23 protein-coding genes and 1 pseudogene are annotated in these 26,811 nt (G+C 61.9%); 11 read left to right on the top strand and 13 right to left on the bottom strand.

The window, feature by feature from the left end; all coding sequences use genetic code 11:
- Window positions 1-75: 75 nt before the first annotated feature.
- On the bottom strand, window positions 76-1,617 hold the full coding sequence (gene murJ / locus H3221_RS00870; protein WP_196473682.1) for a murein biosynthesis integral membrane protein MurJ: 1,542 nt from the start codon (window positions 1,615-1,617) through the stop codon (window positions 76-78).
- 191 nt (window positions 1,618-1,808) lie between these two features.
- Between murJ and rpsT the strand changes: the two genes are divergently transcribed.
- Window positions 1,809-2,087: a 30S ribosomal protein S20 gene (gene rpsT / locus H3221_RS00875; RefSeq protein ID WP_003243036.1), complete on the top strand. Its 279-nt coding sequence runs from the start codon at window positions 1,809-1,811 to the stop codon at window positions 2,085-2,087.
- Window positions 2,088-2,285: 198 nt separating this feature from the next.
- Here the strand turns inward: rpsT and H3221_RS00880 are convergent, their stop codons facing one another.
- Entirely contained in the window at window positions 2,286-2,573 is a 288-nt protein-coding gene (locus tag H3221_RS00880) for a PA4642 family protein (RefSeq protein WP_160019536.1), read from the bottom strand.
- A gap of 172 nt (window positions 2,574-2,745) precedes the next feature.
- On the opposite strand from H3221_RS00880, the gene dauA reads away from it, so the two are divergent.
- Window positions 2,746-4,485, top strand: a complete 1,740-nt coding sequence (gene dauA / locus H3221_RS00885; protein WP_196473683.1) for a C4-dicarboxylic acid transporter DauA — start codon at window positions 2,746-2,748, stop codon at window positions 4,483-4,485.
- Between the two features lie 106 nt (window positions 4,486-4,591).
- Here dauA and H3221_RS00890 read toward each other — a convergent pair whose 3' ends face one another.
- Entirely contained in the window at window positions 4,592-5,149 is a 558-nt protein-coding gene (locus tag H3221_RS00890; RefSeq protein ID WP_196473684.1) for a hypoxanthine-guanine phosphoribosyltransferase, read from the bottom strand.
- Between the two features lie 239 nt (window positions 5,150-5,388).
- On the opposite strand from H3221_RS00890, the gene upp reads away from it, so the two are divergent.
- Both upp and H3221_RS00900 read left to right on the top strand, forming a co-directional pair.
- Complete coding sequence (upp, locus tag H3221_RS00895) at window positions 5,389-6,027, top strand: uracil phosphoribosyltransferase (RefSeq protein ID WP_196473685.1); 639 nt, start codon at window positions 5,389-5,391, stop codon at window positions 6,025-6,027.
- A 1-nt stretch (window position 6,028) separates the two neighbouring features.
- Window positions 6,029-7,291 carry a uracil-xanthine permease family protein gene (locus tag H3221_RS00900; protein ID WP_196473686.1) on the top strand — a complete coding sequence of 421 codons (1,263 nt, stop codon included), beginning with the start codon at window positions 6,029-6,031 and terminating at the stop codon, window positions 7,289-7,291.
- Between the two features lie 62 nt (window positions 7,292-7,353).
- Here H3221_RS00900 and H3221_RS00905 read toward each other — a convergent pair whose 3' ends face one another.
- The gene (locus H3221_RS00905; RefSeq protein ID WP_196473687.1) at window positions 7,354-8,367 is read right to left on the bottom strand and encodes a DUF481 domain-containing protein; all 1,014 of its coding nucleotides are present in this window, start codon (window positions 8,365-8,367) and stop codon (window positions 7,354-7,356) included.
- 189 nt (window positions 8,368-8,556) lie between these two features.
- Window positions 8,557-9,549 (bottom strand): DUF481 domain-containing protein, encoded by a 993-nt coding sequence (locus H3221_RS00910; protein ID WP_196473688.1) that lies wholly within the window; start codon window positions 9,547-9,549, stop codon window positions 8,557-8,559.
- A 16-nt stretch (window positions 9,550-9,565) separates the two neighbouring features.
- Here H3221_RS00910 and H3221_RS00915 point away from each other — a divergent pair, with 16 nt between their 5' ends.
- Both H3221_RS00915 and H3221_RS00920 read left to right on the top strand, forming a co-directional pair.
- Window positions 9,566-9,940 (top strand): MGMT family protein, encoded by a 375-nt coding sequence (locus H3221_RS00915; protein ID WP_196473689.1) that lies wholly within the window; start codon window positions 9,566-9,568, stop codon window positions 9,938-9,940.
- A 39-nt stretch (window positions 9,941-9,979) separates the two neighbouring features.
- Window positions 9,980-11,776 (top strand): AmpG family muropeptide MFS transporter, encoded by a 1,797-nt coding sequence (locus H3221_RS00920; protein WP_196473690.1) that lies wholly within the window; start codon window positions 9,980-9,982, stop codon window positions 11,774-11,776.
- 52 nt (window positions 11,777-11,828) lie between these two features.
- On the opposite strand, the gene H3221_RS00925 is transcribed toward H3221_RS00920, so the two are convergent.
- Together H3221_RS00925 and H3221_RS00930 are read right to left on the bottom strand one after the other, a co-directional pair.
- A complete protein-coding gene (locus H3221_RS00925; RefSeq protein ID WP_196473691.1) occupies window positions 11,829-12,656 on the bottom strand; it encodes a mechanosensitive ion channel family protein in 828 nt (275 codons plus the stop codon).
- A gap of 104 nt (window positions 12,657-12,760) precedes the next feature.
- Window positions 12,761-13,240, bottom strand: a complete 480-nt coding sequence (locus tag H3221_RS00930) for a YajQ family cyclic di-GMP-binding protein (RefSeq protein ID WP_074675821.1) — start codon at window positions 13,238-13,240, stop codon at window positions 12,761-12,763.
- A 135-nt stretch (window positions 13,241-13,375) separates the two neighbouring features.
- On the opposite strand from H3221_RS00930, the pseudogene H3221_RS00935 reads away from it, so the two are divergent.
- From H3221_RS00935 to H3221_RS00950, 4 genes and pseudogenes are all read left to right on the top strand, one after another.
- Window positions 13,376-14,341 (top strand): annotated as a pseudogene (locus H3221_RS00935) (response regulator); the annotation flags it as partial.
- Window positions 14,338-15,249 (top strand): putative 2-dehydropantoate 2-reductase, encoded by a 912-nt coding sequence (locus H3221_RS00940; protein ID WP_196473692.1) that lies wholly within the window; start codon window positions 14,338-14,340, stop codon window positions 15,247-15,249. The pseudogene H3221_RS00935 and the gene H3221_RS00940, both read left to right, overlap by 4 nt.
- 125 nt (window positions 15,250-15,374) lie before the next feature.
- On the top strand, window positions 15,375-17,393 hold the full coding sequence (locus H3221_RS00945; RefSeq protein WP_196473693.1) for an ATP-binding protein: 2,019 nt from the start codon (window positions 15,375-15,377) through the stop codon (window positions 17,391-17,393).
- A gap of 3 nt (window positions 17,394-17,396) precedes the next feature.
- Entirely contained in the window at window positions 17,397-17,972 is a 576-nt protein-coding gene (locus tag H3221_RS00950) for a cob(I)yrinic acid a,c-diamide adenosyltransferase (protein WP_196473694.1), read from the top strand.
- Between the two features lie 107 nt (window positions 17,973-18,079).
- Here the strand turns inward: H3221_RS00950 and H3221_RS00955 are convergent, their stop codons facing one another.
- The 5 genes from H3221_RS00955 to H3221_RS00975 all read right to left on the bottom strand — a co-directional run bounded on the left by H3221_RS00955 (window position 18,080) and on the right by H3221_RS00975 (window position 25,179).
- A complete protein-coding gene (locus H3221_RS00955) occupies window positions 18,080-19,021 on the bottom strand; it encodes a Nudix family hydrolase (protein ID WP_196473695.1) in 942 nt (313 codons plus the stop codon).
- Entirely contained in the window at window positions 19,018-19,650 is a 633-nt protein-coding gene (locus H3221_RS00960; protein ID WP_196473696.1) for a glutathione S-transferase family protein, read from the bottom strand. Before H3221_RS00960 ends, H3221_RS00955 begins: the two co-directional genes overlap by 4 nt.
- 114 nt (window positions 19,651-19,764) lie before the next feature.
- Entirely contained in the window at window positions 19,765-20,982 is a 1,218-nt protein-coding gene (gene argJ, locus H3221_RS00965; protein WP_196473697.1) for a bifunctional glutamate N-acetyltransferase/amino-acid acetyltransferase ArgJ, read from the bottom strand.
- A gap of 302 nt (window positions 20,983-21,284) precedes the next feature.
- On the bottom strand, window positions 21,285-24,020 hold the full coding sequence (secA, locus tag H3221_RS00970; RefSeq protein WP_196473698.1) for a preprotein translocase subunit SecA: 2,736 nt from the start codon (window positions 24,018-24,020) through the stop codon (window positions 21,285-21,287).
- A 238-nt stretch (window positions 24,021-24,258) separates the two neighbouring features.
- Entirely contained in the window at window positions 24,259-25,179 is a 921-nt protein-coding gene (locus tag H3221_RS00975; protein WP_196473699.1) for a M23 family metallopeptidase, read from the bottom strand.
- Between the two features lie 78 nt (window positions 25,180-25,257).
- Here H3221_RS00975 and H3221_RS00980 point away from each other — a divergent pair, with 78 nt between their 5' ends.
- Entirely contained in the window at window positions 25,258-25,713 is a 456-nt protein-coding gene (locus H3221_RS00980; RefSeq protein WP_196473700.1) for a DUF721 domain-containing protein, read from the top strand.
- Between the two features lie 155 nt (window positions 25,714-25,868).
- Here H3221_RS00980 and lpxC read toward each other — a convergent pair whose 3' ends face one another.
- The gene (lpxC, locus tag H3221_RS00985; RefSeq protein WP_013714156.1) at window positions 25,869-26,780 is read right to left on the bottom strand and encodes a UDP-3-O-acyl-N-acetylglucosamine deacetylase; all 912 of its coding nucleotides are present in this window, start codon (window positions 26,778-26,780) and stop codon (window positions 25,869-25,871) included.
- Window positions 26,781-26,811: the final 31 nt, after the last annotated feature.

The raw sequence follows: 26,811 nt of genomic DNA on the forward strand, positions 1-26,811 counted from the left end.
TCGCAAGGTGCGCCATGCGCACCACTCCTGCGCCGACCCGACGGTGCGCACGGCGCACGGCGCACCCAGCAACGGCTACAGCGACCGCCGGGCGAAATCGCGCAGGCGAAAACCCAGTACCAGCAACATGCCGAAGTAGGCGATCAGACCAGCAAACACCAGCGCGCCCAAACGCAACAGGCGCACGAGCATCTCGCCTTCAGCCCAGGCTGGCATGAGCTGCAGCAGCCCCAGCAGCACTGCGACCATCACCGCCACTGCGACCACCAGTTTGAGCAGGAACAGGCCCCAGCCAGGCAGCGGCTGGAAGATATCGGCACGGCGCAGCTGCCAGTACAGCAGGCCGGCGTTCAGGCAGGCCGCCAGGCTGATCGCAAGCGCCAGGCCGACATGCGCCATATCCAGGCCGAACACGAACAGCGCGTTCATCGCCTGAGTCGCCAGCAGGCTGACGATGGCAATGCGCACCGGCGTCTTGATGTTCTGCTGGGCGTAGAAGCCAGGCGCGAGGATCTTGATCAGAATCAGCGCAAGCAGGCCGACCGAATAAGCCACCAGCGCCCGCTGGGTCATCAGCGCGTCCTCTGCACCGAACTTGCCGTACTGGAACAGCGAGACCACCAGCGGCTCGGCGAGAATTGCCAGCGCCAGGGTGCAGGGCAGCACCAGCAGAAAGCACAGACGCAGCCCCCAGTCGAGCAGACGGCGGTACTCGTCGCGATTCTTGCTCGCATAGGTCTTGGAGAGTGCTGGTAGCAGGATGGTCCCCAGCGCCACGCCCAGCACACCCGAGGGCAGCTCCATCAGGCGGTCGGCGTAGTACATCCAGGACACCGAGCCAGCCACCAGGAAGGAAGCGAAAATGGTGTTGATGATCAGCGAAATCTGGCTCACCGAGACGCCGAAGATCGCCGGCCCCATCTGTTTGAGCACGCGCCAGACACCGAGATCACCGAAACTCAGGCGCGGTAGCACCAGCATGCCGATCTTCCTCAGATGCGGCAGTTGCCAGAGCAGTTGCGCCAGCCCCCCGACCAGTACCGCCCAGCCCAGCGCCATGATCGGCGGGTCGAAATAGGGCGTCAGAAACAGCGAGAAGACGATCATGCTGACGTTGAGCAAGGTCGGCACGAACGCCGGTACCGAAAAACGGTTCCAGGTATTGAGCACGGCCCCGGCCAGCGATGACAGGGAGATCAGCAATATATAAGGAAAAGTCACCCGCAGCAGATCGACAGTCAGCTCGAAACGCTCGGCCTCATCGGCAAAACCCGGTGCCGTGGCCCAGACGATCCAGGGTGCAGCGAGCACGCCGATGGCCGTGACCAGCGCCAGCACCAGGGTCAGCAAACCAGAGACGTAGGCCACGAAGGTGCGCGTGGCCTCCTCGCCCTGCTGCATCTTGTACTCCGCCAGAATCGGCACGAAGGCCTGCGAGAACGCCCCTTCGGCAAAAATACGGCGCAGCAGGTTGGGCAGCTTGAAGGCCACCACGAAGGCATCCGACGCCACCCCGGCACCGAAGGTACGGGCGATGATGGTGTCGCGCACGAACCCCAGCACGCGCGAAACCATGGTCAGTGAACTGACGGCAGCCAGGGACTTGAGCAGATTCATGGGGTGTTTCGGCTTCCATAAAAAGGTGCAGTAGCGGACAATCCGCCGCTCAACGAAGGCGTCGAGTGTAGCGAGCCACCACTGGTCAGGCCAGCACAGGAAAGCGTCATCAGACTTGACAGCAGGCAGATGGATCGGCATGATTCGCGGCCTTATTTGTCGTAACCCCCCAGTTTTCGAGGAGCTTGACGGTGGCCAACTCACCTTCTGCCAAAAAACGCGCCAAACAGGCTGAGAAGCGCCGTAGCCATAACGCCAGCCTGCGCTCGATGGTTCGTACCTACATCAAGAACGTAGTCAAGGCTATTGCTGCCAAAGATCTCGAGCTTGCCAAAACCGCTTACACCGCAGCTGTTCCGGTCATCGACCGCATGGCTGACAAAGGCATCATCCACAAGAACAAAGCCGCTCGTCACAAGAGCCGCCTGAACGCGCACATCAAGGCGCTGGGCGAAGCTGCTGCCGCCTAAATCGCGACAGGTTCTTGAAAAACCGGCCCCAGAGGCCGGTTTTTTATTGCCCGCCATGCCTGGCGGCCACTCTACAGAGTCATGACTGGGCAGCGCTGAAAACGCATCCCGGCAATTTTCAGTTGTCAGCAATCTGCGCGCATAAAAAATGCCCGCCTTCTCAATGGAACGCGGGCATTTTTGTCCTGCGGACGAGAATCAGCCGCGAGCAGCCTTGATCACGTCGATATAGGGCTCGGCATTGCGCTGATCCTGAATCAGCGCGATGAAATCATTGCCTTGCGCATCGGTGGCCGAAAGATCGTAACCCTCGGCAACGAAGAAACCCACGAAACGCTCGAAGTCATCGATACGCAGGCCGCGATAAGCCTTGACCAGCTTGTGCAGCGAAGGCGGTGTGGCGTCCGCTGGTTCCACTGCAAGGAACAGCTTGATCGAGTCATCGCTGATTTCTTCGCCAATCACCTGCTTCTTGTCTTTACGCATCGCCCGCTCCCGCCAGCATTACAGAGGGCCGGCAGTGTAACGCCGAGCCGCGCGCGGCTCAACGCGCAGCCAGGCAGGCTAACACGCGAACAATCGACACGACAGCCGACCTAGGTCATGCCGCGCCCAGCGAACTGGCTCCTATAATGCGCCAAGCCATTAGGAAGCCAGCATGTCACGCTCATCGTTACCGCTGTTCGCCGCCTGGCGCCAGACCCTGCGTGCAGGCTACTCGTGGAAGGCCCTGCGCGGAGACTTGGGCGCCGGCCTGACAGTGGGCATCATCGCGATTCCGCTGGCCATGGCGTTGGCCATCGCCGTGGGCGTGGCGCCGCAGCACGGCCTCTACACCGTGTTGATCGCCGCACCACTGATCGCTTTATGCGGCGGCTCACGCTTCAATATTTCCGGCCCCACCGCGGCCTTCGTGGTGATTTTGTTGCCGATCACCCAGCAGTACGGCCTCGGTGGCTTGCTGCTGTGCACGCTGATGGCTGGCGTGATTCTGATTAGCCTGGGCCTGCTGCGCGCCGGACGCCTGATCGAGTTCGTACCCTATCCGGTGACACTAGGCTTTACCGCCGGCATCGGCATCGTCATCGCCGTTCTGCAGATCAAGGACCTGTTTGGCCTGCGTCTGGCCGGAGCGCCTCAACATCTGCTGGAACAGATCACTCTGCTGGTCCGTGCACTTCCCAGCCTGCAGCCCGGCGACAGCCTGGTAGGCGCCGCGTGCCTGGCGACACTGCTGATCTGGCCGCGCCTGATGCCGAAGATTCCTGCGCACCTGGTCGCCCTGGCGGTTGGCGCGCTGCTAGCGCTCGTACTGGAACGCCTGGGGCTGCCGGTGGCGACACTGGGCGAGCGCTTCAGCTATTCACTCGATGGCATTGAACATCCCGGCATCCCGCCTTTCCTGCCTGATCTGGCGCTACCCTGGAACCTGCCGGGTGCTGACGGCCAGCCACTGGTGCTGTCATTCGAACTGATTCGCCAACTGCTGGCACCTGCATTCGCCATCGCCATGCTCGGCGCCATCGAGTCACTGTTGTGCGCAGTGGTCGCCGACGGCATGACCGGTAGCAAGCATGACCCCAACGCCGAGCTGATCGGCCAGGGCCTGGGTAATCTGGCCGCGCCGTTCTTTGGTGGCATCACCGCCACCGCCGCCATCGCCCGCACCGCAGCCAACGTGCGGGCAGGCGCCTTTTCGCCGATAGCGGCACTGGTGCATGCAGGCGTGGTGCTGGCAGCGATTCTGCTGCTCGCGCCGCTGTTCGGTTATCTGCCCATGGCCGCTCTGGCGGCGCTGCTATTGATGGTGGCGTGGAACATGAGCGAGCCACAGCATGTCGCCCACACCCTGCGCATCGCACCGCGCAGTGATGTACTGGTACTGCTGACCTGTCTGATGCTGACGGTGCTGTTCGACATGGTACTGGCCGTTGGCGTCGGCCTGCTGCTGGCGGCAGGGCTGTTCATCAAGCGCATGAGCGAGCTGACCGATACGGCTGCGCTGAGCCGGCAGCAGCGTCAGGCCCTGCAGGATCTGCCGGAGCACGTGCTGGCTTACGCCATTCGCGGTCCGCTGTTTTTCGGCGCAGCGGAGAAGGCGCTGAGCGTGCTGCGCCGCTTTACCCCAGGGGTGCGCGTGGTGATCGTCGATATCAGCGCAGTGCCATTACTGGACATGACCGCCATCGCCGCACTGGACAACGTGCTGCGTGACTACCGTCAGCAGAACGTGGCGCTGATTCTGAGCGGGCCGACTGCGCAGGTGCGCTTGCAGCTGCGGCGCGCCGGAGTGCATCGCCGCGAAGGCGAGCTGGCGTATGCGCGGGACCTGCCACAAGCACGGGAAAAGGCGCTGCGCTGGCTGGATGACACGCAGAGGAAGGTGCCACCCGAGTAGGGTGCGCCATGCGCACCGGGGACCGCGGCATGAAAGCCGGTGCGCACGGCGCACACTACCGGGCTATTGTCCGAGCAGTGCTAACGCTACGTATGGATAAAGGGACTTACAGCCCTTTGACCGCAAAGATCCCAGCAGCGTTGCGCCAGTAGCCCTTGTAGTCCATGCCATAGCCGAAGATGTAGCGGTCGATGCACTGCAGGCCCACATAGTTGGCCTTCAGGTCCGGGCGCGCCTTACGATCATGTTCCTTATCGATCAGCACCGCAGTGTGCACGGCGCGCGCACCGGCGTGGCGACAGAAATCGATGATCGCGCCCAGGGTGTGCCCCTCATCGAGAATGTCGTCGATGATCAGTACATCGCGGTCGATGAACGAAACTTCCGGCTTGGCCTTCCAGAACAACTCACCGCCACTGGTTTCGTTGCGATAGCGCGTGGCATGCAGGTAGGACGCCTCCAGCGGGAAGTTCAGTTTGGTCAGCAGCTTGCCAGAGAAAATCAGCCCGCCGTTCATGACGCAGAACACCACAGGGTTGCGCTCGGCCAGCTCGGCGTTGATCTGACTGGCGACCTGGTCGATAGCCGCTTCCACCTCGGCTTCGGTGAACAGGCAGTCGGCTTCCGCCATGACTTGGCGAATGTGCACGAGATCGGCGGACATGATGTGTTCTCTCTTGATCGGGCTGATGAATGGCGGCGGACAGCTTGAAAGCTGATCGAACCGTCAAATAAAAGCGGGCAAAGGTACAGACCCGGGCAACGCTTGCCAAGTATCGACTGACCAGCGTAGCCGATGCGCGGCACGGGGCATCGTGACTCATCAGTCACTCACCACTTGGCACAAGCAATGCTTTAATCTAACGCGATTTTTTCCCAGAGCCCCGTTGGAGATCCCAGCCCATGCCCACTCGCGAGATCCGCCACCCGCTGATCCGTCACAAGATCGGCCTGATGCGCCGCGCCGATATCAGCACCAAGAATTTCCGTGAGCTGGCCCAGGAAGTGGGCGCCCTGCTGACTTATGAAGCCACCAACGACCTGCCGCTGGAAACCTATGATATCGAAGGCTGGGCGGGCACCGTGCAGGTCGAGAAGATCGCCGGCAAGAAAATCACCGTGGTTCCGATCCTGCGCGCCGGCATCGGCATGCTCGATGGCGTGCTCAGCCTGATCCCCGGTGCCAAGGTCAGCGCCGTGGGCGTGGCGCGCAATGAGGAAACCCTGGAAGCGCACACCTACCTGGAAAAGCTCGCGCCGGAAATCGACGAGCGCCTGGCGCTGATCATCGACCCGATGCTGGCCACCGGCGGCTCGATGGTCGCCACCATCGACTTGCTGAAGAAGGCCGGCTGCAAGGACATTCGCGCCATGGTCCTGGTCGCCGCTCCGGAAGGCATCAAGGCCGTCGAGCAGGCTCACCCGGACGTGACCATCTTCACCGCCTCCATCGATCAGCGCCTGAACGAACATGGCTACATCATCCCGGGCCTGGGCGATGCCGGTGACAAGATCTTCGGCACCAAGCAGAAGGACGCCTGACATGTCGCAGTCGGAATTCAACGATCCGCTGTGGCGCCAGGGCATTTCCGGCGCGCAGATGCTGTTCGTCGCCTTCGGCGCTCTGGTGCTGATGCCGCTGATCACCGGCATGGACCCCAACGTCGCGCTGTTCACCGCCGGTATCGGTACCCTGCTGTTCCAACTGGTGACCAAGCGCCAGGTGCCGGTGTTCCTGGCCTCCAGCTTCGCCTTCATCGCGCCGATTCTGGCGGCCAAGGGAGAGTTCGGCCTGCCTGCTGTGATGGGCGGCGTGATCGCTGCCGGTGTGGTCTACATCCTGCTTTCGGCGCTGGTGAAACTGCGCGGCCCCAGCTTCATCGACCGCCTGCTGCCGCCGGTGGTGATCGCTCCGGTGATCATCTCCATCGGCCTGGCGCTATCGCCCGTGGCGGTGAACATGGCCATGGGCAAGGCCGGTGATGGTAGCGTCGAACTGGTGCCGTACAGCACGGCGATGATGATCTCGATGCCAGCGCTGATCACCACCCTGCTGGTAGCCGTGCTGGGTCGTGGCATCTTCCGCCTGGTGCCGATCCTCTCAGGTATCGCCGTTGGCTGCGCCATCGCTGCGGTGCTCGGCGTGATCGATACCAGTGCCGTCGATCAAGCGGCCTGGCTCGCCGTACCCAACTTCATCACACCCGAGCTGCACTGGGGCGCCATTCTGTACATGGTGCCAGTGGCACTGGCGCCAGCCATCGAGCACATCGGCGGTGTGGTGGCGATCGGCAACGTCACCGGCAAGAACTTCGTCAAGAAACCGGGCCTGCACCGCACCCTGCTCGGTGACGGCCTCGCCACCTCGGCGGCCGGTCTGTTCGGAGGCCCACCCAACACGACCTACGCTGAAGTCACCGGCGCCGTGATGCTGACCAAGAGCTACAACCCGAAGATCATGACCTGGGCAGCCATCTTCGCCATTGCCCTGGCCTTCATCGGCAAGTTCGGCGTGGCCCTGCAGAGCATTCCGGTTCCGGTGATGGGCGGCATCCTGTGCCTGTTGTTCGGTTCGATCGCCGTGGTCGGCCTCAACACCCTGATTCGCCATCAAGTGGATCTTTCCGAAGCTCGCAACCTGATCATCGTTTCGGTGACCCTGGTGTTCGGCATCGGCGGCATGGTCATCGGTGGCAAGGAGTTCGCCCTGTCAGGGATATCCCTGTGCGCGATCACTGCCCTGCTGCTCAATCTGGTGCTGCCAGGTGGCGCCGGCTGGAAACAAAGGGAACAGGAAGAAGCCTGATTCCGTCGCCCAATGAAAAGCCCGCGAGCAGATCGCGGGCTTTTCGTTTGCGATGCTGGAACTTACCAGCCGACACCGAAGCCAAGGGTATAACGGGTTTCGTCCAGATCACCCTCGGCACCACTGACCATGTCCTTCTCGGCCTTCATGTTCAGCGACGCCCAGTCGGTCACTTTGTAGCGCAGCCCTACCTCGGCATCCAGGCTGTAATCCGCCGCCCCACTCAGCGGACGACCTAGCTCTCCGACACTGAACAGCTCGACAGTCTTGCCGATCAGATAGCGGTTGTAGTCCCACTTCACGCTCATGGCGTAGAAGCGATCCTGCTCACCGTTGCTGTAGCGGTAATCGCTACGGTTGGCCAGGGTAGCGATGGAGAACGCGCCCAGTTCGTCATCCCAGAACTGATAACCAGGACCTGTACCGAGCGTGCGCTGACGCTCCACCTCTTCGATACGGTCGCGCTTGTACTCGAAGCGCCCCTGCCAGAACCATTTTTCCGTGAGAAAGCGGTCGAGCGCGTACTCGGCGCTCCAGTTGTCGGTGCTGACGACATCGTCTTTCAGTTCGCGGTTGTAGTCGGCGAGCGCATTGTGCCGCCAGAGACCATGGCGGGCCTGGGTCTTGATGCCGACATCGTAGTCGTCGGAGTCGCGCTCACCGCGCTTGTAGTCCAGACCGAGGTCGATGTTGCCCTTCCAGGTGAAGTCTTCCACCAGGGGCTTGGGCTTCATGATCTGCTCGATCTGCGCCAGCTCGATGGTCTTCGGCGACTCGCCATTGGCCAGCGTGACCTTACCCGGCTCAGCGGCCAGCAGCGACTTGGCACGCTCGCCATCTACCGGCCCGAGCTTGATCAGCAGCTCGTGATCACTTTCCAGGGTGGCGATTTTCTTCCAGTCCAGCGGGATGGAGCCGCCGTAGTCGGTTTCCAGAAGCAGTTTGCTACCGTCGAAGAAGCGGATGGTGCCGGAGAGACGATCACCGTTCTTCAACCAGACGGTATCGGCGAAGGTGGCGGAACTGCACAGAGCGATGCTCAGGCCAAGCAGGGACAGCGATATAGGGCGCGACATAAGTTGGATAATGGCGTTGGTGGGCGAAAGCCGGGCATTATCCGCAACCCCGGCGCCAGAGCAACAGCAGACCGGGCCGAATCCGCAGAGTTCAGCTTTTTCCGTCGGGCGGCGATCCGTCGGGCGGCGGTCCGTCGGGCGGCGATCCGTCGAGCGGTATTCCGTCGGGCCGTACTCCGCCAGACGGCATCACCACCCGACGCCGACACCGATCAGATAATGCCGATCCGAAACCGTCTGCCCCGGAGCACGCAACTGATCCAGCTCGTACAAGAGCGATAAGCGCGCCCACTGGTTGAGGCGATAGCGCAGGCCGAATTCGCTATCGAGCACGTAGTCGATCTCGTCGATATGAGGAATCTGCAGCTGGGCGTTGGCATAGAACTCCAGGCGCGTGCCCCACAACAGGCGCTTGTAATCCAGTTCCAGTGACGTGGTGTTGAACGCGAGATCGGCAACGCCCGACTCCAGTCGCACGCGATTGAACTGGCCGATCAGGTCAAAACGCCCCAGCTCGTCATCCCAGAAGCGATAACCGGGGCCGGTGCCAACGATACGCTGACGGTCGACGGTTTCGAACTCATCCTCGGCCTGCTCCACACCCACCCGCCAGAACCAGTGTTCGGTGAGAAAGCGATCGAGGTCGTACTCCAGCTCCCAGTTGTCCTCGACCTTTCTGTCGTTCTTGGTTTCACGCTCCAGCTCGCCACTTAGCACGTGGCGCCAGCGCCCGTGCTCGACGCGGGTATTGCCCTTGAGCTTCCATTCGTCGACATCGTTCTGGTTACGCTTCATGTCCAGCTTGGCATCGAGATTGCCTTCCCAGAGACGATCCTCCAGCAGCGGCCGCGGCGGCACCAGGCGCTTGATCTGCGCCAGCGGCAAGGTGTACTCGCGTTCGCCTTGCACCCGTACCATGCCGCTACCGGCAGCCGACAACCTTTCGCTGCGTTCGTTGTCAAAGCCGCTACGGCGCACCAGCAGGGGCTTGTCCGAACTGAGGGTATCGATATCCTTCCAGTCGATCAGCACCTGGCCGGCATATTGGGTCTTGAGCGCCAGCTTGCCGCCGTCGAGCAGGATGATCTCACCGCTGAGGCGATCACCGTTGTCCAACCAAACGGTATCGGCACAGAGCGGGGCTGCCAGGGTAAAAAGGAATAAGGCGATCAGTACGCGCATGATAAGGACGAACCCTATGGGCAAGACGAAACCGTCAGAGTCTGCATGGCAGGCATCACCACCGGCAAGCGTCGAGGCACGCCGCGAAGCACTGTATCTGGTACTGGCTCAGGTGCCGGCAGGCAAGGTCGTCAGCTATGGCGAACTGGCGCAGTTGGCAGGTCTTGGCCGTGCCGCGCGCTGGGTCGGACGTACGCTGAGCCAGTTGCCCGACGGCACCACGCTGCCCTGGCATCGGGTGATCGCCGCTGGCGGCCACCTCAGCCTGACCGCCGGCAGCGCTTCCGGCGCCGAACAACGGGCGCGCTTGCGTGCAGAAGGCATCAGTATCCTGAATGAACGTGTGGATATGTGCCGCCACGGCTGGCGCCCGATGGAGTACAGCAGTTAGAGTGCGCGCTATTCATTTTCCACCCCAGATTCGAGCCTGATGCCACGCAAATCCTGGCGAGAAGCCCTCGCGACCTACGCCAACCCCGCCACACTAGCTTTGTTACTTCTGGGCTTCGCTGCCGGCCTGCCTTACATGCTGGTGTTCTCGACCCTTTCGGTATGGTTGCGCGAAGCCGGTGTGGCGCGCGAGACCATCGGCTTCGCCAGCCTCATCGGCCTGGCCTACGCCTTCAAATGGGTGTGGGCGCCCATGCTCGACCAATGGCGCCTGCCACTGCTCGGCAAACTTGGCCGGCGCCGCTCCTGGCTGGTGCTGTCGCAGGGTCTGGTTGCCATCGGCCTGATCGGCATGGCCAATTACGACCCGCAGACGCACCTGTCCTCCTTGATCGCCCTCGCCGTACTGGTGGCCTTCGCCTCGGCCACTCAGGACATCGCCGTCGATGCCTACCGCCTGGAAATTCTCGGCGACGAGCATCAGGCTGCGCTGGCTGCCGCCTACATGACCGGCTACCGGGTTGCCGCGCTGCTGGCCACCGCTGGCGCGCTGTATTTCGCCGAAGGCTTCGGCTCGACCGCCAAGGACTACCAGTTCGGCGCCTGGACCGGTACCTACATGCTCTTCGCCCTGCTGATGCTGCCGGGCCTGCTCACCTCCATCTGGATGCGCGAGCCACCGGCACCGCCGCACATCAATGTCGCACCACCCAAGCACGGTTTTTTCCACCAGTTGCTGGCGATCAGCGCGGTCATCATGCTGATCATCGCCGTGCCGACCATGTTCATCCAGTTCTATCAGAGCGATCTGGTGCCGATGCTGCTCGGCGACGTCAGCATGCAGGAGCTGCTCTACAACGACCGAGCCTTCCTGCGCGCCATGCTCTACAGCACCCTGGCCTGCCTCTGTGCATCCGGGCTGTTCTGGGGTGGGCTGGCACCGGTCCTGAAAACGGCTGCGGCGAGATACGGGTTCTTCCACCAGCTACTTTCCGTTCTGCTGCTGATCATTCTGCTGATCGCCATTCCGGCCATGGTCACCCAGTTCTACGAAAGTGACGTGATGCTGCTGTTCCGGGGTCAGATCAGCCTGCAGGAGTTGCTCTACTACGACCGCGCCTTCCTGCGTGCGCTGCTCTATACCCTGCTCACCAGCCTGTCGGTCTCCAGCCTGTTCTGGGGCGGCATGGCCCCGGTGCTCACGCCGATCAACGATTTCATCCTGCGCTACCGCTGGCAGGCCCTGCTGCTGCTGAGCCTGATCGCCACCTATCGGCTGTCGGATACCGTGATGGGCGTGATGGCCAACGTCTTCTACATCGACCAGGGCTTCACGAAAGAACAGATCGCCAGTGTCAGCAAAGTCTTCGGTCTGGTGATGACGTTGCTCGGCGCCGGGGTCGGTGGCCTGTTGATCGTACGTTTCGGCATCATGCCGATTCTGCTGATCGGTGCTACCGCATCGGCGGCCACCAACCTGATGTTCATGCTGCTGGTGGGCATGGGGCCGCACCTGAACATGCTGATCGTCACCATCAGTTGCGACAACTTCAGCGCTGGCCTGGCCACCTCAGCCTTCGTGGCCTACCTGTCGAGCCTGACCAACCTGAAATTCTCGGCCACCCAGTACGCCCTGCTCAGCTCCATCATGCTGCTGCTGCCGCGTCTGATCGGCGGGTATTCTGGCGTGATGGTGGAAAGCCTCGGCTACGCCCACTTCTTCCTCGCCACGGCGCTGATGGGTATACCGACACTGCTGCTCATCGTCATCCAGTGGCGCCGCGACAAACGCCAAGCGGTGCCTGAGACGACACCGCCCACAGTCGAAAACGCCTGATCACAGGCAGAAAAAAGCCCCGGATCGACCGGGGCTTTTTTTGTGGTGAGTGTCAATCGGCCTTGGCCAGATGCACCACCCGCTGCGGGAACGGAATACCAATACCCGCCTCGGTCAGACGCTCCTTGGCCAGTTCGGTGAACTCGAAGGTCACCGGCCAGAAATCACCGGTCGCCACCCATACGCGCAGCGAGATGTTCACGGCGCTGTCGCCCAGTCCGGTCACGAAGACTACCGGTGCGGGATCAATCTGAACACGCGGGTCCTTGGCGATATCAAGCAGTACTTCACGGGCACGCTTGATATCGCTGGAGTAGTCGATGCCGATATTGATGTCGGCACGCCGACGCGGCTCACGCGAGTAATTGGTGATATGGCCGTTGGACAGCGCGCCATTAGGTACGATCACCACCTTGTTGTCCGCCGTTTTCAGCGTGGTGTGGAAGATCTGGATGCTGTCGACGCTACCGGAAACGCCCTGCCCCTCGATCCAGTCGCCCGCGCGGAACGGGCGAAACAGCATGATCAGCACACCGCCCGCGAAGTTGGCCAGGCTGCCCTGCAGCGCCAGGCCAATGGCCAGCCCCGCTGCACCGATCATGGCGATGAACGAAGTGGTCTCCACACCGACCATCGACGCCACGCTGATCAGCAGCAGAATGCGCAGCACGATGCTGACCAGGCTGCTGATAAAACTGCTCAGCGCGCGATCGACCTTGCGCGCCTCGAGCATGCGCCCGATGCTGGAGGTGAGCCTGCTGATCAGCCACCAACCGATCAGCAGCGTGATCAGTGCCAGGGTCAGCTTGCCGCTGTACTCAAGCACCACAGGCAGCCAGGCCTCGGACAGCTTGACCAGTTCGTCGACGTTCATCTCCATAGGGGTACTCCCGTTTTCCTGTGCATGAAACGAAACCGCCATGGCATGCCATGGCGGTCAAAATGCTATCAACCTAGCCTGCGACGCCTCAGCGCCACAAAGGTTCAATCGCGAAAGTTGTTGTACTGCAGCGGCATGCCGAATTCGTGACCACGCAGCAGCGCGATAGCTTCCTGCAGATCGTCGCGCTTCTTGCCGGTGACGCGCACCTGCTCACCCTGGATGGCGGCCTGCACCTTGAGCTTGGCGTCCTTGATGTGGGCGACGATCTTCTTCGCCAGCTCCTTGTCGATACCTTCACGGAAGGTGACTTCCTGCTTCATCACCTTGCCCGAGGCATAGGGATCTTTGGTTTCCAGGCATTGGCAGTCGATCTTGCGCTTGACCAGGCTGCTGCGCACGATGTCGAGCATCTGCTCGAGCATGAACTCGGCTTCGGCGGTCAAGGTCAGCGCCTTGTCCTTGCTCTCGATGCTGCATTTACCACGCAGGTCAAAACGGCGGTCGAGCTCCTTGATGGCATTGTCGACCGCATTGGTCAGTTCGTGTTTGTCCAGTTCAGACACGATGTCGAACGAAGGCATGAGCGGGCTCCTGATGGACGGCGCGATCCTCTTCACGGAGTGAACGCGCCTGACTTGACGATAACTATGGCGGGCCCATTATATCCAGACTGATACACGCCGTTTGGCGTCCTTCCTCTCTGCCTGCGAGCCAGCCCCATGCCCAACCCCCATCTCAGCATCCTGGTGGTGGACGACGCCAAGTTCTCCAGTGCCATGATCGGTCGCGCACTGAGCCAGGCCGGCTATCAGGACGTGCGCTTCGCCAGCAGCGCCAGCGAAGCGCTGCAGCTGCTCGAACAGCGCCCCGCCAGCGTGCTTCTGGCAGACTGGCTGATGCCCGAGATCGACGGCCTGGAGCTGACCGCACGGGTACGCCAGTTGGACGAGACCGCCGACCACTACACCTACATCATCCTGCTGACCGGCAAGGAAGGCGAAAATGTCCTGGGCGAAGCCTTCGACCGTGGCGTCGATGACTTCATCAGCAAGGCGGCGATGAACGAACAGTTGGTGCCACGCGTGTACGCCGCTGATCGCCTGTGCAACACCCTGCAGCGCCTGCTGCACGAAAATCGCATGCTGACGCAGAACATCGCCAGCCTGGAGCGACGCAATCTGGTCGATCCACTCACCGGCCTGGGTAACCCGCGCTATCTGCGCCAGAAGCTCACCGACAGCCTGCGCCAGATCGAATCGCGAGGCGGCGCCGTGTGCTACCTGCTGATCGGCCTGCAGGACGCCGGTCAGCTGCGCAACCAGTACGGTGACCGCTTCTTCAACGAACTGCTGCATGGCGTCGCACGACGCCTGCAGCAGCTTGTCAGGCCACTGGACGTGCTGACGCGCCTGGATGACAACCACTTCGGCCTTATCACCCTGCTCGAAGACCTGCACGAATGCTCACCGAGCAGCTTCAAGCGCTTGCACGAAGGCCTCAACTTCAAAGCGTTCAAGACCAGCGAAGGTTTCATTACGCTGAAAGCCGGTATCAGCCTGGTCGGTCTGGACGCCAAGGTGCTGCCCACTGATCCCGAGCAACTGATTCAGCATGCGCAGAATCTGCTGCCAGAGTCTTACGCCAGCGGCCGGGTCGCAGCCATGCGCCTGCCTCTGCCGTGACCTGGCACATCCTCGGTGCCGGCAGCCTCGGCAGCCTCTGGGCTGCACGCCTGGCCCGCGCCGGCCTGCCAGTGAGGCTGATCCTGCGCAACCCGCAACGCCTCGAAGCCTATCGCCAGGCCGGCGGGCTAACGCTGGTCGAGGCAGGCCAGCCTCAGCAATACGCCATTGCCGCAGAGTTGCCGCAAGCGGATACGCCAATCCATCGCCTGCTGCTCGCCTGCAAGGCCTATGACGCACAAAGCGCGGTGGCGACCATCGCCGAACGCCTGGCCCCGGGTGCCGAGTTGCTGCTGTTGCAAAATGGCCTGGGCAGCCAGGATGAAGTCGCCCAACGCCTCCCCAGGCAGCGCTGCCTTTTCGTCTCCAGTACCGAAGGCGCTTTTCGCCCTAGCGACTTTCAGGTGGTGTTCGCCGGCAATGGCCACAACTGGCTGGGCGACCCGAGCGATCCCCAGCCACCAACCTGGCTGAACGAACTGCAGCGCGCGGGCATCGCTCACCAGTGGAGCCCGGATATCCTCACGCGCCTGTGGCGCAAGCTGGCGCTGAACTGCGCGATCAACCCGCTCACCGTACTGCACGACTGCCGCAATGGCGGCCTGACCGAGCACCCTGCTGAAGTTGCTACACTGTGCGCCGAACTCGACGAGTTGCTGCAACGCTGCGGCCAACCGGCGGCTGCGGAGAATCTGCACGAGGAAGTCCAGCGCGTGATCCTCGCCACCGCAGCGAACTATTCGTCCATGCATCAGGACGTCACTCAGGGACGTCGCACCGAGATCAGCTATCTGCTTGGCTACGCCTGCGCATCGGCGCAGCGTCATCAACTGCATGTGCCGCACCTGCAGCATCTGCAGCAGCGCCTGCTGAGCCACCTGCGTGAACGGGGTTTGCCCCTCGATTGAGTACGCAGGCCGGGTGTAACCCATCACTCGCAGCTTGGCGGGTTGCACCCGCCCTGCACAGGCAGTAGGCAATGGCCTGACAGCCGCGCTAACCTGCCGCCTTCACTCACCACAACGATAACCTCATGAGACTGCGTCAGCGCCTCGAAAATCTGCCAGTGGGCCGCAAACTGCTCGCCGCGCTGCTGGTGTTGCTCGCTGCTGTGATGCTGGTAGCCAATCTGGCTTTCATCAGCGCAGCCTACTGGATCACCCAGGAGAGCATGGCACCGCAGGCCCTGCACACCCTCGGTCGCCTGATCGCCAGCCCGACGCTGAGCAAGGAGGCCTTGCACTCGTCAGCATCGGCCGAGGCCGTGCTCAAACGCCTGGATGACTATGCCCCCCTGCGCGCAGCGGTTATCTACGACAGCAATGGCAACAGCCTGGCACAACTGCAGCGAGGGGAAAAATTGCAGCTGCCGCAGCAACTGGGCCAGTTGCAGAACTGGCGCGAAACAGCCTTTCGCACCAACCTGCTGGTCGACCTGCCGCACCCCAGTGGTCGTCCCGGCGCCTTGCTGCTGGTGGCTTCCAGCGAATTGCCTGGCGCTTTCTATACCGGCACCCTGACCGCCAGCCTGGTCATTCTGGCGTTCAGCGTGCTGCTGTGGATGCTGGTGGCCAGGCAGATCAAACGCCTGGTGACCAAACCCATTCGCCGCCTGGAAGAATTGTCGCGCCAAGTCACCCGCGAAGAGAACTATGCGCTGCGTGCCAATCGCGGCAATCAGGACGAGATCGGTAGCCTGGCCGATGCGTTCAACACCATGCTGATGCGCATGGAGGCCCGCGAGCAGCAGCTCAAGCGTGCCCGCGACGACGCCCAGCAGGCCTTCGATCAGGCGCAGAGCCTGGCCGAAGAAACCCGCCACTCCAACCGCAAGTTGGAGCTGGAAGTGCAGGTGCGCAGCAAGATCGAGAAGAAACTCACCGGTTTTCAGAATTACCTCAACAGCATCATCGACTCCATGCCTTCGGCGCTGATCGCTCTCGACGAACAGCTCTACGTGACGCAGTGGAACCAGGAGGCCAGCGCCCTGTCCGGTACGCGCCTGGAAGAGGCGCTGAATCAGCCGGTATTTCTCGCCTTCCCGCCACTCAAACCCTTTCTCGCACAGCTCAAACGCACCGCCGAGCAACATCGCGTGGAGAAGATCGAGCGCGTTACCTGGCACAAGGATGAAGAGCCCCACCACTACGCCCTGACCTTCTACCCGCTTATGGGCAGTGCCGGCCGGGGCGTGGTGATCCGTATCGACGACATCACCCAGCGCCTGGCACTGGAAGAAATGATGGTGCAGTCGGAAAAGATGCTTTCAGTCGGCGGACTGGCGGCAGGCATGGCGCATGAAATCAATAACCCGCTCGGCGCCATCCTGCACAACGTGCAGAACATCCGTCGGCGGCTGTCGCCCGGCCTGGAAAAGAACATCGAACAGGCCGAGCAAGCCGGCGTCAGCCTGCCTGCCATTGAGCACTATATGGAGGCCCGTGAGGTACCGCGCCTGCTCGACGGCATCCAGCAGGCCGGCCAGCGCGCCGCCAAGATCGTCAGCCACATGCTCAGTTTCAGCCGGCGTAGCGACCGCCAGCTAGCCCCCTGCGATCTGCCGGCGCTGATCGACCAGGCTCTGGAGATCGCCGGCAATGACTTCGACCTGACCGACAGTTTCGACTTCAAGGCCCTGGAAATCGTGCGCCAGTTCGATCCGCTGCTGGGTTCGGTAGCCGGCACCGCCAACGAACTTGAGCAGGTACTGCTCAACCTGCTGAAGAACGCCGCCCAGGCCATTCACCAGCGCGACCAGGACACCGAGCCCGGCCGCATCATCCTGCGCACTCGGCAGACCGGTAGTTGGGCGGAGGTTCAGGTGGAAGACAACGGCACCGGCATGAGCGAGGCGGTGCGCAAACGCATCTTCGAACCCTTCTTCACCACCAAGGAGGTCGGCCAGGGCACCGGACTCGGCCTGGCGGTCTCCTACTTCATCATTACCAACAATCACAAAGGGCAGATGGAGGTCCACTCGACGCCAGGCCAGGGCACCTGTTTCACCCTGCGCTTGCCGCTGGCCTCCCTGCCCGAGCACACAGGACTCTGAGCCATGGGCTTTCGACTCTCGAAGATCTATACCCGTACCGGCGACAAGGGGGAGACCGGCCTGGCCGACGGCCGCCGGGTCGGCAAGGACCACCCACGAATCGAGGCCATCGGCGAGCTGGATACGCTCAACAGCCAGCTCGGCCTGCTACTGGCTGAACTGGATGATGCCGCCACGACCTGGCCGGCACTCAAGGAGATCAGCGAGGTGCTGAGCCCCTGCCAGCATCGCCTGTTTGATCTAGGTGGTGAACTGGCGATGCCCGAGTATCAGGCTCTGCAACAGGTGGAGGTGGAACGCCTTGAAGTGGCCATCGACAGCTGGAACGAGGAGGTCGGGCCACTGGAAAACTTCATTCTGCCGGGCGGCTCCAGGCTGATCGCACAGGCCCACGTCTGCCGCAGCTTCGCGCGCAGCAGCGAACGTCGCTGCCAGCACCTCAATGCCGTCGAGCCATTGCGCGGTGAGGGCCTGGCCTACGTCAACCGCCTCTCCGACCTGCTGTTCGTCGTTGCCCGCCTGATCGCCAAGCGCCAGGGCATCGCTGAAGTGCTGTGGAAGGCGGCCAACAAACCGTAAGGCTAAAAGCTGTGCGTAGGGTGCGCCGTGCGCACCCGCAATGCTGCGATTACCGCTCGGTACGCACAGCGCCCCCTACCCCGGCCAGCTCGGTGCCCGCGGCGCCCCTACTGCGGCCAGAACGCGCGGATACCGGCCACACCTTGGGCGCCAACCTGCCAGGCGCGCTCGATATCCGTCGGGCCTACGCCGCCCAGCAGATAAGCCGGCAGGTTGAAATGGGTCAGCATCTCGCGCGCGGCGTCCCAGCCGAGCGGCTGCGCCTCGGGATGAGTCGCGGTCGCCTGCACCGGCGACAAGGTGACGAAGTCCACGCCCATCTCCATGGCCAGCGCCAGCTCCTCGGCATTGTGGCAGGACGCAGCCAACCAGCGATCCTCAGGGAACGGGCGGCCACCAGCGGCGTACTTGCGCAGTTGCTCGGCGGTCAGGTGCCAGCCGGCCGCAGGAAAGTCTCCCAGCCACTCCAGCGGCCCTTTGAGCATCAGTTGTGCCTTACCGGCACACAGGCCCTGCACATCGACAGCGAGGTCGCGGTATTGCGGGTCGAACATGTTCGGCGCACGCAGTTGGATCAGTCGCACGCCCTGCGCCAGGGCGTTGCGGATGCCGGCGAGCAGCTCACTCGGCTGCAGGCCATCCGGGGTGATCAGGTAGCGCTCGGGCAGGCGCGCGGCGGCGACTATGGGTTTGTTCGCGGCAGGAAATTCGTACTCCAGCAATTGCCGCTCGCTGACCCAGGCCAATGGTTGGCCTTCTGCGCCATGCGGCTCGCCACTGAACCCCGAGACTTCCCAGACGTCCAGCAACACCTGCTTGTCCGGATAATCGTGGCGAATCTGGATCAGCGGGCGCGCAGCCTGCGGACGAATACCCAGTTCCTCCTCCAGCTCGCGATCGAGGGCGACGCGCACGGCCTCGCCCTCTTCCACCTTGCCGCCGGGAAATTCCCACAGACCGCCCTGGTGCTTGTCCTGCGGGCGCCTGGCGATCAGGATGCGTTCATCGGCACCCCGAATCACCGCTGCTGCGACATGAACGCGTTTCACCCCTTTACCTCCTGCAATGCCGCCTGATACCAGCGTTGGAATGCCGGCCAGCGATAGATGGTTTCGACATAGGCCGCTGCCGCTGTCGGCAGCGCCACATGATAACTGCGCAGACGCGCGGCGACAGGCGCATAGAAGGCATCGGCAATGCAGGCCTGACCGAACAGATAGTTGCCGGTGCTGGCGAAGCGCTCGCGGCAACCGGCCCAGATTGCGCAAATGCGATCGATATCGGCCTGCGCCGCATCCGGTAGCTCGAGCAACGCCTTGTCACGCGCCAGGTCCATCGGCAGGTGGCTACGCAGAGCGCTGAAGCCGCTGTGCATCTCCGCACAGACGCTACGCGCCAAGGCGCGGGCCTGACGATCCTGCGGCCACAGCTGCGCTTCGGGATAGCACTCGGCCAGATACTCGGCTATCGCCAGGGAATCCCACACCGGCCCTTGCTCAGTCAGCAGAACCGGCACCTTGCCAGTAGGCGAATGACACAGCAGTTGCGCACGACTATCGGGCTGATACAGACGCACCAGCACCTCGTCACATTCCACGCCAGCCAGCTCGACTGCCAGAGCGGCGCGCAACGACCAGGAGGAATAGTTCTTGTCGCCAATTACCAGTTTCAGGGCCATCTCGCGCGTCCTCGGGAATGAAGTCGCTCGACGTTAAAAGCCTGCACCCCGAATAGCAAATTCCCGCGCGTCATGGGGTCATGAGGCGCGGGAATACGGACGAGCAGGACGCGATCAGGTGCGGTATTCGGCGTTGATCTTGACGTACTCGTGGGACAGGTCGGTGGTCCAGATGGTCTCGCTGCAGCTGCCGCGGCCAAGCTCGATGCGAATGGTGATTTCCTCACGGGCCATCACCGCCGCGCCCTGTTCTTCGGTGTATGAGGTCGCACGGCAGCCCTTGCTGGCGATGCAGACTTCGCCGAGAAACACGTCGATCTTGCTCACGTCCAGCTGCGGCACTCCGGCATAGCCCACGGCGGCCAGGATGCGCCCCCAGTTCGGATCGGAGGCGAACAGCGCGGTCTTGATCAGCGGTGAATGGGCCACGCCGTAGGCCACGTCCAGGCACTCCTGATGCGTGCCACCGCCGTTGACCTGTACGGTAACGAACTTGGTCGCACCCTCGCCGTCACGGACGATGGCCTGAGCCACTTCCATGAATACCTCGAACACAGCCTGCTTGAGCTTGGCGAACAACTCACCGGAGGCCTCGGTGATTTCCGCCAATGCAGCCTGGCCGGTAGCGATCAGCATGCAGCAGTCATTGGTGGAAGTGTCACCATCGATGGTGATGCGATTGAACGACTTGTTCGCCGCGTCGCGCACCAGATCCTGCAGCACGCCCCGGGCCACCTTGGCGTCAGTGGCGATGTAGCCGAGCATGGTGGCCATGTTCGGACGGATCATGCCGGCGCCCTTGGAGATACCGGTGACGGTGATGGTCACACCATCGTGCTGGAACTGCCGGCTTGCGCCCTTGGGCAGAGTGTCGGTGGTCATGATGCCGGTGGCCGCTGCTTCCCAGTTGTCGGCCTTGAGATCATCCAGCGCCGCCTGCAGCGCAGACTCGATCTTCTCGACCGGCAGCGGCTCTCCGATCACACCGGTGGAGAACGGCAGCACGGCGTTTTCGGTCACACCGGTCAACTCGGCCAGCCGCGCACAGGCACGGCGCGCACGGGCCAGACCATCGGCGCCGGTGCCGGCATTGGCATTGCCGGTGTTGGTCAGCAGGTAACGCACTTCACCACCCAGACGCTCGCGAGTGATCAGCACTGGGGCCGCGCAGAAGGCGTTGGTGGTGGTCACACCGGCGATGCGCGAACCTTCTGCACAACGCATCACCACCACATCCTTGCGCCCGGGACGCTTGATACCGGCTGAGGCGATGCCCAACTCGAAACCAGGAACCGGGTGCAGGGTAGACAGCGGGCCAAGACCAACAGCCATAAGGTGAGCTCCTTGTGAGACGTTGCCGACCGCCAGGCGGTCTGAAAGATGGTAAAACGCCGCGAGCGGCAGAGCCGTCGCGGCGTCATCGAGGGCGGCGACAGCATAGCCGAAGCCCTCTCTACTGCAAGCGCCTTGGCAGGCCGTTGAAAAGCGTAGGCGAGGCAGCCAGTGCAAGGCAAAAACAGGCGAAAAAGCGCAGTTTACGTGTTGTAAATGAGCATTTTGAGCCTGTTTTTAACGCAGCAATGGCAACGCAGGTAGTTTTTCAACAGCCTGTTAGCGGCGCGCACCTGCCATGATCAGCCGATCTGACCGTGGCAGTGCTTGTACTTCTTGCCCGAACCGCAAGGGCACGGCTCGTTGCGGCCGACCTTCTGCTCGGCGCGTACTGGTGCTGCGGCCACGGCGACGTCGCCCTCTTCGCCATTGCTCTCTTCAGCTGCCAGGGCCGAAGCATCGGCGTGCTGGAACTGCATGCGCTCGGCCATGGCTTCGGCTTCGCGACGCAGTCGGGCTTCTTCTTCGGCCGGGTCTTCGCGACGCACCTGAACGTGACTGAGCACGCGGATGGCGTCGCGCTTGATCGACTCCAGCAGTTCCTGGAACAGGGCGAAGGACTCGCGCTTGTATTCCTGCTTCGGGTTCTTCTGTGCATAACCACGCAGGTGGATGCCGTGACGCAGGTGATCCATGGTCGACAGGTGGTCTTTCCACAGGTCGTCCAGCACGCGCAGCAGAATCTGCTTCTCGAAGGTACGCAGGGCCTCGGCGCTGGCCTGGGTTTCCTTCTCGTTGTATGCGCTCAGCAGCTCGGCAAGGATGCGCTCACGCAGGGTTTCTTCGTACAGTTTGTCATCTTCATCCAGCCACTGCTGGATCGGCAGCTTGATGCCGAAGTCGCTTTGCAGCGTCGACTCCAGGCCCGACACGTCCCACTGTTCTGGCATCGACTGCGGCGGAATATGGTTGTTGACCGCTGCGGTCAGCACTTCCTCGCGGAACTCGGCGATGGTGTCGCCAACGCTCTCGGCAGCCAGCAGGCTGTTGCGCATGTGATAGATCACTTTGCGCTGCTCGTTGGCCACGTCGTCGAACTCGAGCAGTTGCTTACGCATGTCGAAGTTACGCCCTTCGACCTTGCGCTGAGCCTTCTCGATGGCGTTGGTGACCATACGGTGCTCGATGGCCTCGCCGGACTGCATGCCGAGGGCCTTCATGAAGTTCTTCACCCGATCCGAGGCGAAGATACGCATCAGGTTGTCTTCCAGCGACAGGTAGAAGCGGCTGGAACCCGGATCGCCCTGACGGCCGGCACGACCACGCAGCTGGTTGTCGATACGACGCGACTCGTGGCGCTCGGAGGCGATCACGTGCAGGCCACCCGCTTCGATCACCTGCTGGTGACGCTTCTGCCACTCGGTCTTGATCTGCGCGATCTGCTCGTCGGTGGGGTTTTCCAGCGCCGCGACTTCCACTTCCCAGTTGCCACCGAGGAGGATGTCGGTACCACGGCCCGCCATGTTGGTGGCGATGGTCAGCGCCCCCGGACGACCGGCCTGGGCGATGATCTCGGCTTCCTTGTCGTGGAACTTGGCGTTGAGCACCTTGTGCTCGATGCCTTCCTTGTCCAGCAACTGGCTGACGTACTCGGACGTTTCGATGGTGGCGGTACCGACCAGAATCGGACGGCCCTGGGCCTGGCAATCCTTGATGTCGGCGATGATCGCCTGGTACTTCTCTTCCTGGGTCAGATAGACCAGATCGTTGAAGTCCTTGCGCGCGACCGGCTTGTTGGTCGGGATCACCATCACGTCCAGACCATAAATCTGCCGGAATTCGAACGCCTCGGTATCGGCGGTACCGGTCATGCCGGACAGCTTGTTGTAGAGGCGGAAGTAGTTCTGGAAGGTAGTCGAGGCCAGGGTCTGGCTCTCGGCCTGGATATTCACGCCCTCCTTCGCCTCGATGGCCTGGTGCAGGCCCTCGGAGAGGCGACGCCCCGGCATGGTACGGCCGGTATGCTCGTCGATCAGGATCACCTGGCCGTTCTGCACGATGTACTCGACATTGCGGTTGAACAGCTTGTGCGCACGCAGGCCGGCATACACGTGGGTCAGCAGGCCGAGGTTGTGCGCGGAGTAGAGGCTTTCACCTTCGGCCAGCAGACCGGCAGTGGTGAGCATCTCCTCGACGTACTGGTGGCCGGCCTCGTTGAGTTCGACCTGGCGCGTTTTCTCGTCGACCTTGTAGTGACCTTCCTGAGTCACCACGCCTTCCTCTTCCTCGATGTGCTGCTTGAGGCGCGGGATCAGCTTGTTGATCTCGATGTACAGCTTGGAGCTGTCTTCGGCCTGACCGGAGATGATCAGCGGAGTACGGGCTTCGTCGATGAGGATGGAGTCGACTTCGTCGATCACGGCAAAATTCAGCTCACGCTGGAATTTGTCTTCCAGGCTGAAGGCCATGTTGTCGCGCAGGTAGTCGAAACCGAATTCGTTGTTGGTGCCGTAGGTGATGTCGGCGGCGTAAGCGGCGCGCTTCTCTTCCGGGGGCTGGAAAGGGGTGACGATACCGACGGACAGGCCAAGGAACTCGTACAGCGGACGCATCCAGTTGGCGTCGCGGCGGGCCAGGTATTCGTTGACCGTGACCACGTGCACGCCCTTGCCGGACAGTGCGTTGAGATAGACCGCCAGGGTACCTACGAGCGTCTTGCCCTCACCGGTACGCATCTCGGCGATCTTGCCTTCGTGCAGGGTCATGCCACCGATCAACTGCACATCGAAGTGGCGCATGCCCATCACGCGCTTGCCGGCCTCACGGGCCACAGCGAAGGCTTCGGGAAGCAGCTTGTCGAGGGTTTCGCCCTGAGCCAGACGGCCCTTGAACTCTTCGGTCTTGCCACGCAGTTGCTCGTCCGAAAGGGCAATCATCTGCTCTTCGAGAACGTTGACGGACTGCACCGCCTTGAGCAAGCGTTTGACTTCACGCTCATTCTTACTTCCGAAAAGTTTTCTAAACAGAGGCGCAAACATATCGACAGGATCTTCCGGCGAATGGATGGAGGTCGGCGCAAATCGCGACCTGGCAGCCAGCATGGCTGCAGGCGAAGGGGGCATTCTACCCGGAAAACTCAGGGAGGAAAGTGACGTTGTCAGCCCGTTGCTGCCGTGTGATGGCGCAGGCCACGCATTCCCGGTCGACCAGGGGCGCGGCGTGAAACGTTATATGGGGATGAATGCTGGCAATTCAAGGCCAGTCAGCGACCCAGAGTTACTCGACGCCGTTGGCGCGCGCGATGTAAAGAGCCGGATTGACCTGCCGGCCATCCTTGCTGACTTCGAAATGCACGTGATAACCGGTGGAGCGACCACTGCGACCGACCTTGGCGATGACCTGGCCGCGCTGCACCAGATCACCGATCTGCACAGTGTTGCTCTGATTGTGAGCGTAGAGCGTGACGTAGCCATCGGCGTGGCTGATTTCCACGGTATTGCCGTAACCATTCTTCCTGCCGGAAAAGGTCACTACGCCAGCAGCAACCGAAACCACGTCACTGCCGGGCTTGGCTGCGAAATCGATGCCCTTGTGGACGCTGGCGCGGCCGGTCAGCGGATGCACGCGACGGCCGAAAGGTGACGACACATAACCGTGCAAAACCGGGCGACCGGACAGGGTTTCGGCCTCGCTCAGGCGGCGCTCGCCAAGCAGTTGCTCCAGCACTTCCAGCTGCTGTTCACGGCTTTCGACACGCAGCGCCAGCTCATCCAGGGCGTTCATGAAAGGTGGCGGTGCATAAGCCGAAGCACCTAGCGCATCTTCGGCACCGCCCTGACCGACACTGAGGGAGAAGTCGAACTCTCCAGCGTCAAGCTCAGCCAGTTCGGTGAGACGCTCACCGAGCGCATCGAGACGGGTGAGGCGCGCCTGCAAATCCGCAACGTGTACGGCGAATGCGTCGAGCTGACGTTGCGCGTCCTGGCGCACGGCGCCGACCTGCTCACGCTGCTGGTCGAGCGCTTCGACCAGCGAGGTGTCGACCACTGGTTCGGCGGTCAACCACTTGGCGCCCATTGCAGCACCGGCGGCAAGGCTCAGGACCAGCAGCAGGACAACCGACAACAGCAACCAGCGCAGGTCCAGATGGATCGTTCGCGCCGAACCGTGACGGCTATTTAACAAGATGATATGCATGGCTTCCCCTTTTCGCAGAACACAGGCCGACAGCACGCTCTGCTACCATGACGACTCTGCAACTTAAGGCTTCCTGCCATGACGTTTCGTCCCTTGCCGGCCCAGGCACCCGCTAAGCTGTTACGCGAAGCCAAGCCCCTGAAAGCGCTGTTCGGTCAGGCGCAGCGCCTGACTCACCTGCAGCGTCTTGTCGATAGCCAGCTACAGCCCGCTGCCCGGGAACACTGTCACGTAGCGTCCTGGCGCGAGGGCTGTTTGCTATTGATAGTGACCGATGGCCACTGGGCAACACGCCTGCGTTATCAGCAAAGAAGACTGCAACGACAACTACAGGCACTCGAAGAATTCGCGACCTTAACGAAAATCATGTTCAAGGTGCAACCTCAAGGCGGTCAGAATCGTGGAACCGGTCGCACCTTGCACTTGTCAGATAGCGCCGCGCAAAGCATCCAGGCGACAGCCGAAGGCATCAGCGATCCCAGGCTGCGCGCGGCACTTGAGCGTCTGGCCAGTCATACGCAGAAAGGCGAATAACACCCTCGCTCCGTTCGTCGCCGTGCTTCTCTTCGCCGCACTCGCCAGACAAATGGCGCCATATTTTCTTACAGCAAAAGCCACTCCACTGAGCGACCAACCATAAAAAAGGCCACCCGAAGGTGGCCTTAATTGAAGCGGGAAAGAGAGTGCGTTTACACAGCCGCAACCGGGCGCATGTAAGAGATCGGTGCGAGCTTGGCGTCCTCGAAGGTCACCATTTCCCAGGCATCGGTCTGCTCGATCAACGTACGCAGCAAACGATTGTTCAGTGCGTGACCAGACTTGAAGCCCTTGAACTCGCCGATCAGGCTGTTACCCAGCAGGTACAGGTCGCCGATGGCATCGAGAATCTTGTGTTTGACGAACTCGTCCTCGTAGCGCAGGCCGTCTTCGTTGAGCACACGATATTCGTCGACCACGATGGCGTTTTCCACACTGCCACCGAGTGCCAGGTTCTGCGAACGCAGGAACTCGATGTCACGCATGAAGCCGAAGGTGCGGGCCCGGCTGACTTCCTTGACGAAAGACGTGCTGGAGAAATCCACACTGGCGCTCTGCGTGCGATTGCGGAACACGGGGTGATCGAAGTCGATTTCGAAGCTTACCTTGAAACCATCGAAAGGCACGAAGGTGGCGCGCTTGTCGCCCTCCTCCACCGTCACCTCACGCAGGATGCGGATGAACTTCTTCGGCGCTTCCTGCTCCTGCAGGCCAGCGGATTGAATCAGGAATACAAAGGGACCCGCACTGCCATCCATGATCGGCACTTCGGACGCGGAGAGCTCGACGTAGGCGTTATCGATGCCCAGGCCTGCCATGGCCGAAAGCAAGTGCTCTACCGTATCCACCTTGACATCACCATTGATCAACGTAGTCGACATGGTGGTTTCACCGACATTCCCGGCCAGCGCGCGGATTTCCACGACGGGGTCGAGGTCGGTACGACGAAACACGATACCGGTGTCCACCGGAGCCGGCTTCAGGGTCAGGTAAACCTTCTCCCCCGAATGCAGGCCAACGCCGGTGGCACGGATGATGTTCTTCAGGGTGCGTTGTCTGATCATGGCTTGGCCGCTATATCGCTAGTTGCGAACT

The organism is Pseudomonas chaetocerotis, assembly GCF_015712105.2.
Lineage (GTDB): Bacteria > Pseudomonadota > Gammaproteobacteria > Pseudomonadales > Pseudomonadaceae > Aquipseudomonas > Aquipseudomonas chaetocerotis.

Bases quoted from the DNA above. Each gene is read 5' to 3' on its own strand.
- murJ (WP_196473682.1), bottom strand. From the start codon at position 1,617: ATGAATCTGCTCAAGTCCCTGGCTGCCGTCAGTTCACTGACCATGGTT.
- H3221_RS00880 (WP_160019536.1), bottom strand. From the start codon at position 2,573: ATGCGTAAAGACAAGAAGCAGGTGATTGGCGAAGAAATCAGCGATGAC.
- dauA (WP_196473683.1), top strand. From the start codon at position 2,746: ATGTCACGCTCATCGTTACCGCTGTTCGCCGCCTGGCGCCAGACCCTG.
- H3221_RS00890 (WP_196473684.1), bottom strand. From the start codon at position 5,149: ATGTCCGCCGATCTCGTGCACATTCGCCAAGTCATGGCGGAAGCCGAC.
- upp (WP_196473685.1), top strand. From the start codon at position 5,389: ATGCCCACTCGCGAGATCCGCCACCCGCTGATCCGTCACAAGATCGGC.
- H3221_RS00900 (WP_196473686.1), top strand. From the start codon at position 6,029: ATGTCGCAGTCGGAATTCAACGATCCGCTGTGGCGCCAGGGCATTTCC.
- H3221_RS00905 (WP_196473687.1), bottom strand. From the start codon at position 8,367: ATGTCGCGCCCTATATCGCTGTCCCTGCTTGGCCTGAGCATCGCTCTG.
- H3221_RS00910 (WP_196473688.1), bottom strand. From the start codon at position 9,549: ATGCGCGTACTGATCGCCTTATTCCTTTTTACCCTGGCAGCCCCGCTC.
- H3221_RS00915 (WP_196473689.1), top strand. From the start codon at position 9,566: ATGGGCAAGACGAAACCGTCAGAGTCTGCATGGCAGGCATCACCACCG.
- H3221_RS00920 (WP_196473690.1), top strand. From the start codon at position 9,980: ATGCCACGCAAATCCTGGCGAGAAGCCCTCGCGACCTACGCCAACCCC.
- H3221_RS00925 (WP_196473691.1), bottom strand. From the start codon at position 12,656: ATGGAGATGAACGTCGACGAACTGGTCAAGCTGTCCGAGGCCTGGCTG.
- H3221_RS00930 (WP_074675821.1), bottom strand. From the start codon at position 13,240: ATGCCTTCGTTCGACATCGTGTCTGAACTGGACAAACACGAACTGACC.
- H3221_RS00945 (WP_196473693.1), top strand. From the start codon at position 15,375: ATGAGACTGCGTCAGCGCCTCGAAAATCTGCCAGTGGGCCGCAAACTG.
- H3221_RS00950 (WP_196473694.1), top strand. From the start codon at position 17,397: ATGGGCTTTCGACTCTCGAAGATCTATACCCGTACCGGCGACAAGGGG.
- H3221_RS00960 (WP_196473696.1), bottom strand. From the start codon at position 19,650: ATGGCCCTGAAACTGGTAATTGGCGACAAGAACTATTCCTCCTGGTCG.
- argJ (WP_196473697.1), bottom strand. From the start codon at position 20,982: ATGGCTGTTGGTCTTGGCCCGCTGTCTACCCTGCACCCGGTTCCTGGT.
- secA (WP_196473698.1), bottom strand. From the start codon at position 24,020: ATGTTTGCGCCTCTGTTTAGAAAACTTTTCGGAAGTAAGAATGAGCGT.
- H3221_RS00975 (WP_196473699.1), bottom strand. From the start codon at position 25,179: ATGCATATCATCTTGTTAAATAGCCGTCACGGTTCGGCGCGAACGATC.
- H3221_RS00980 (WP_196473700.1), top strand. From the start codon at position 25,258: ATGACGTTTCGTCCCTTGCCGGCCCAGGCACCCGCTAAGCTGTTACGC.
- lpxC (WP_013714156.1), bottom strand. From the start codon at position 26,780: ATGATCAGACAACGCACCCTGAAGAACATCATCCGTGCCACCGGCGTT.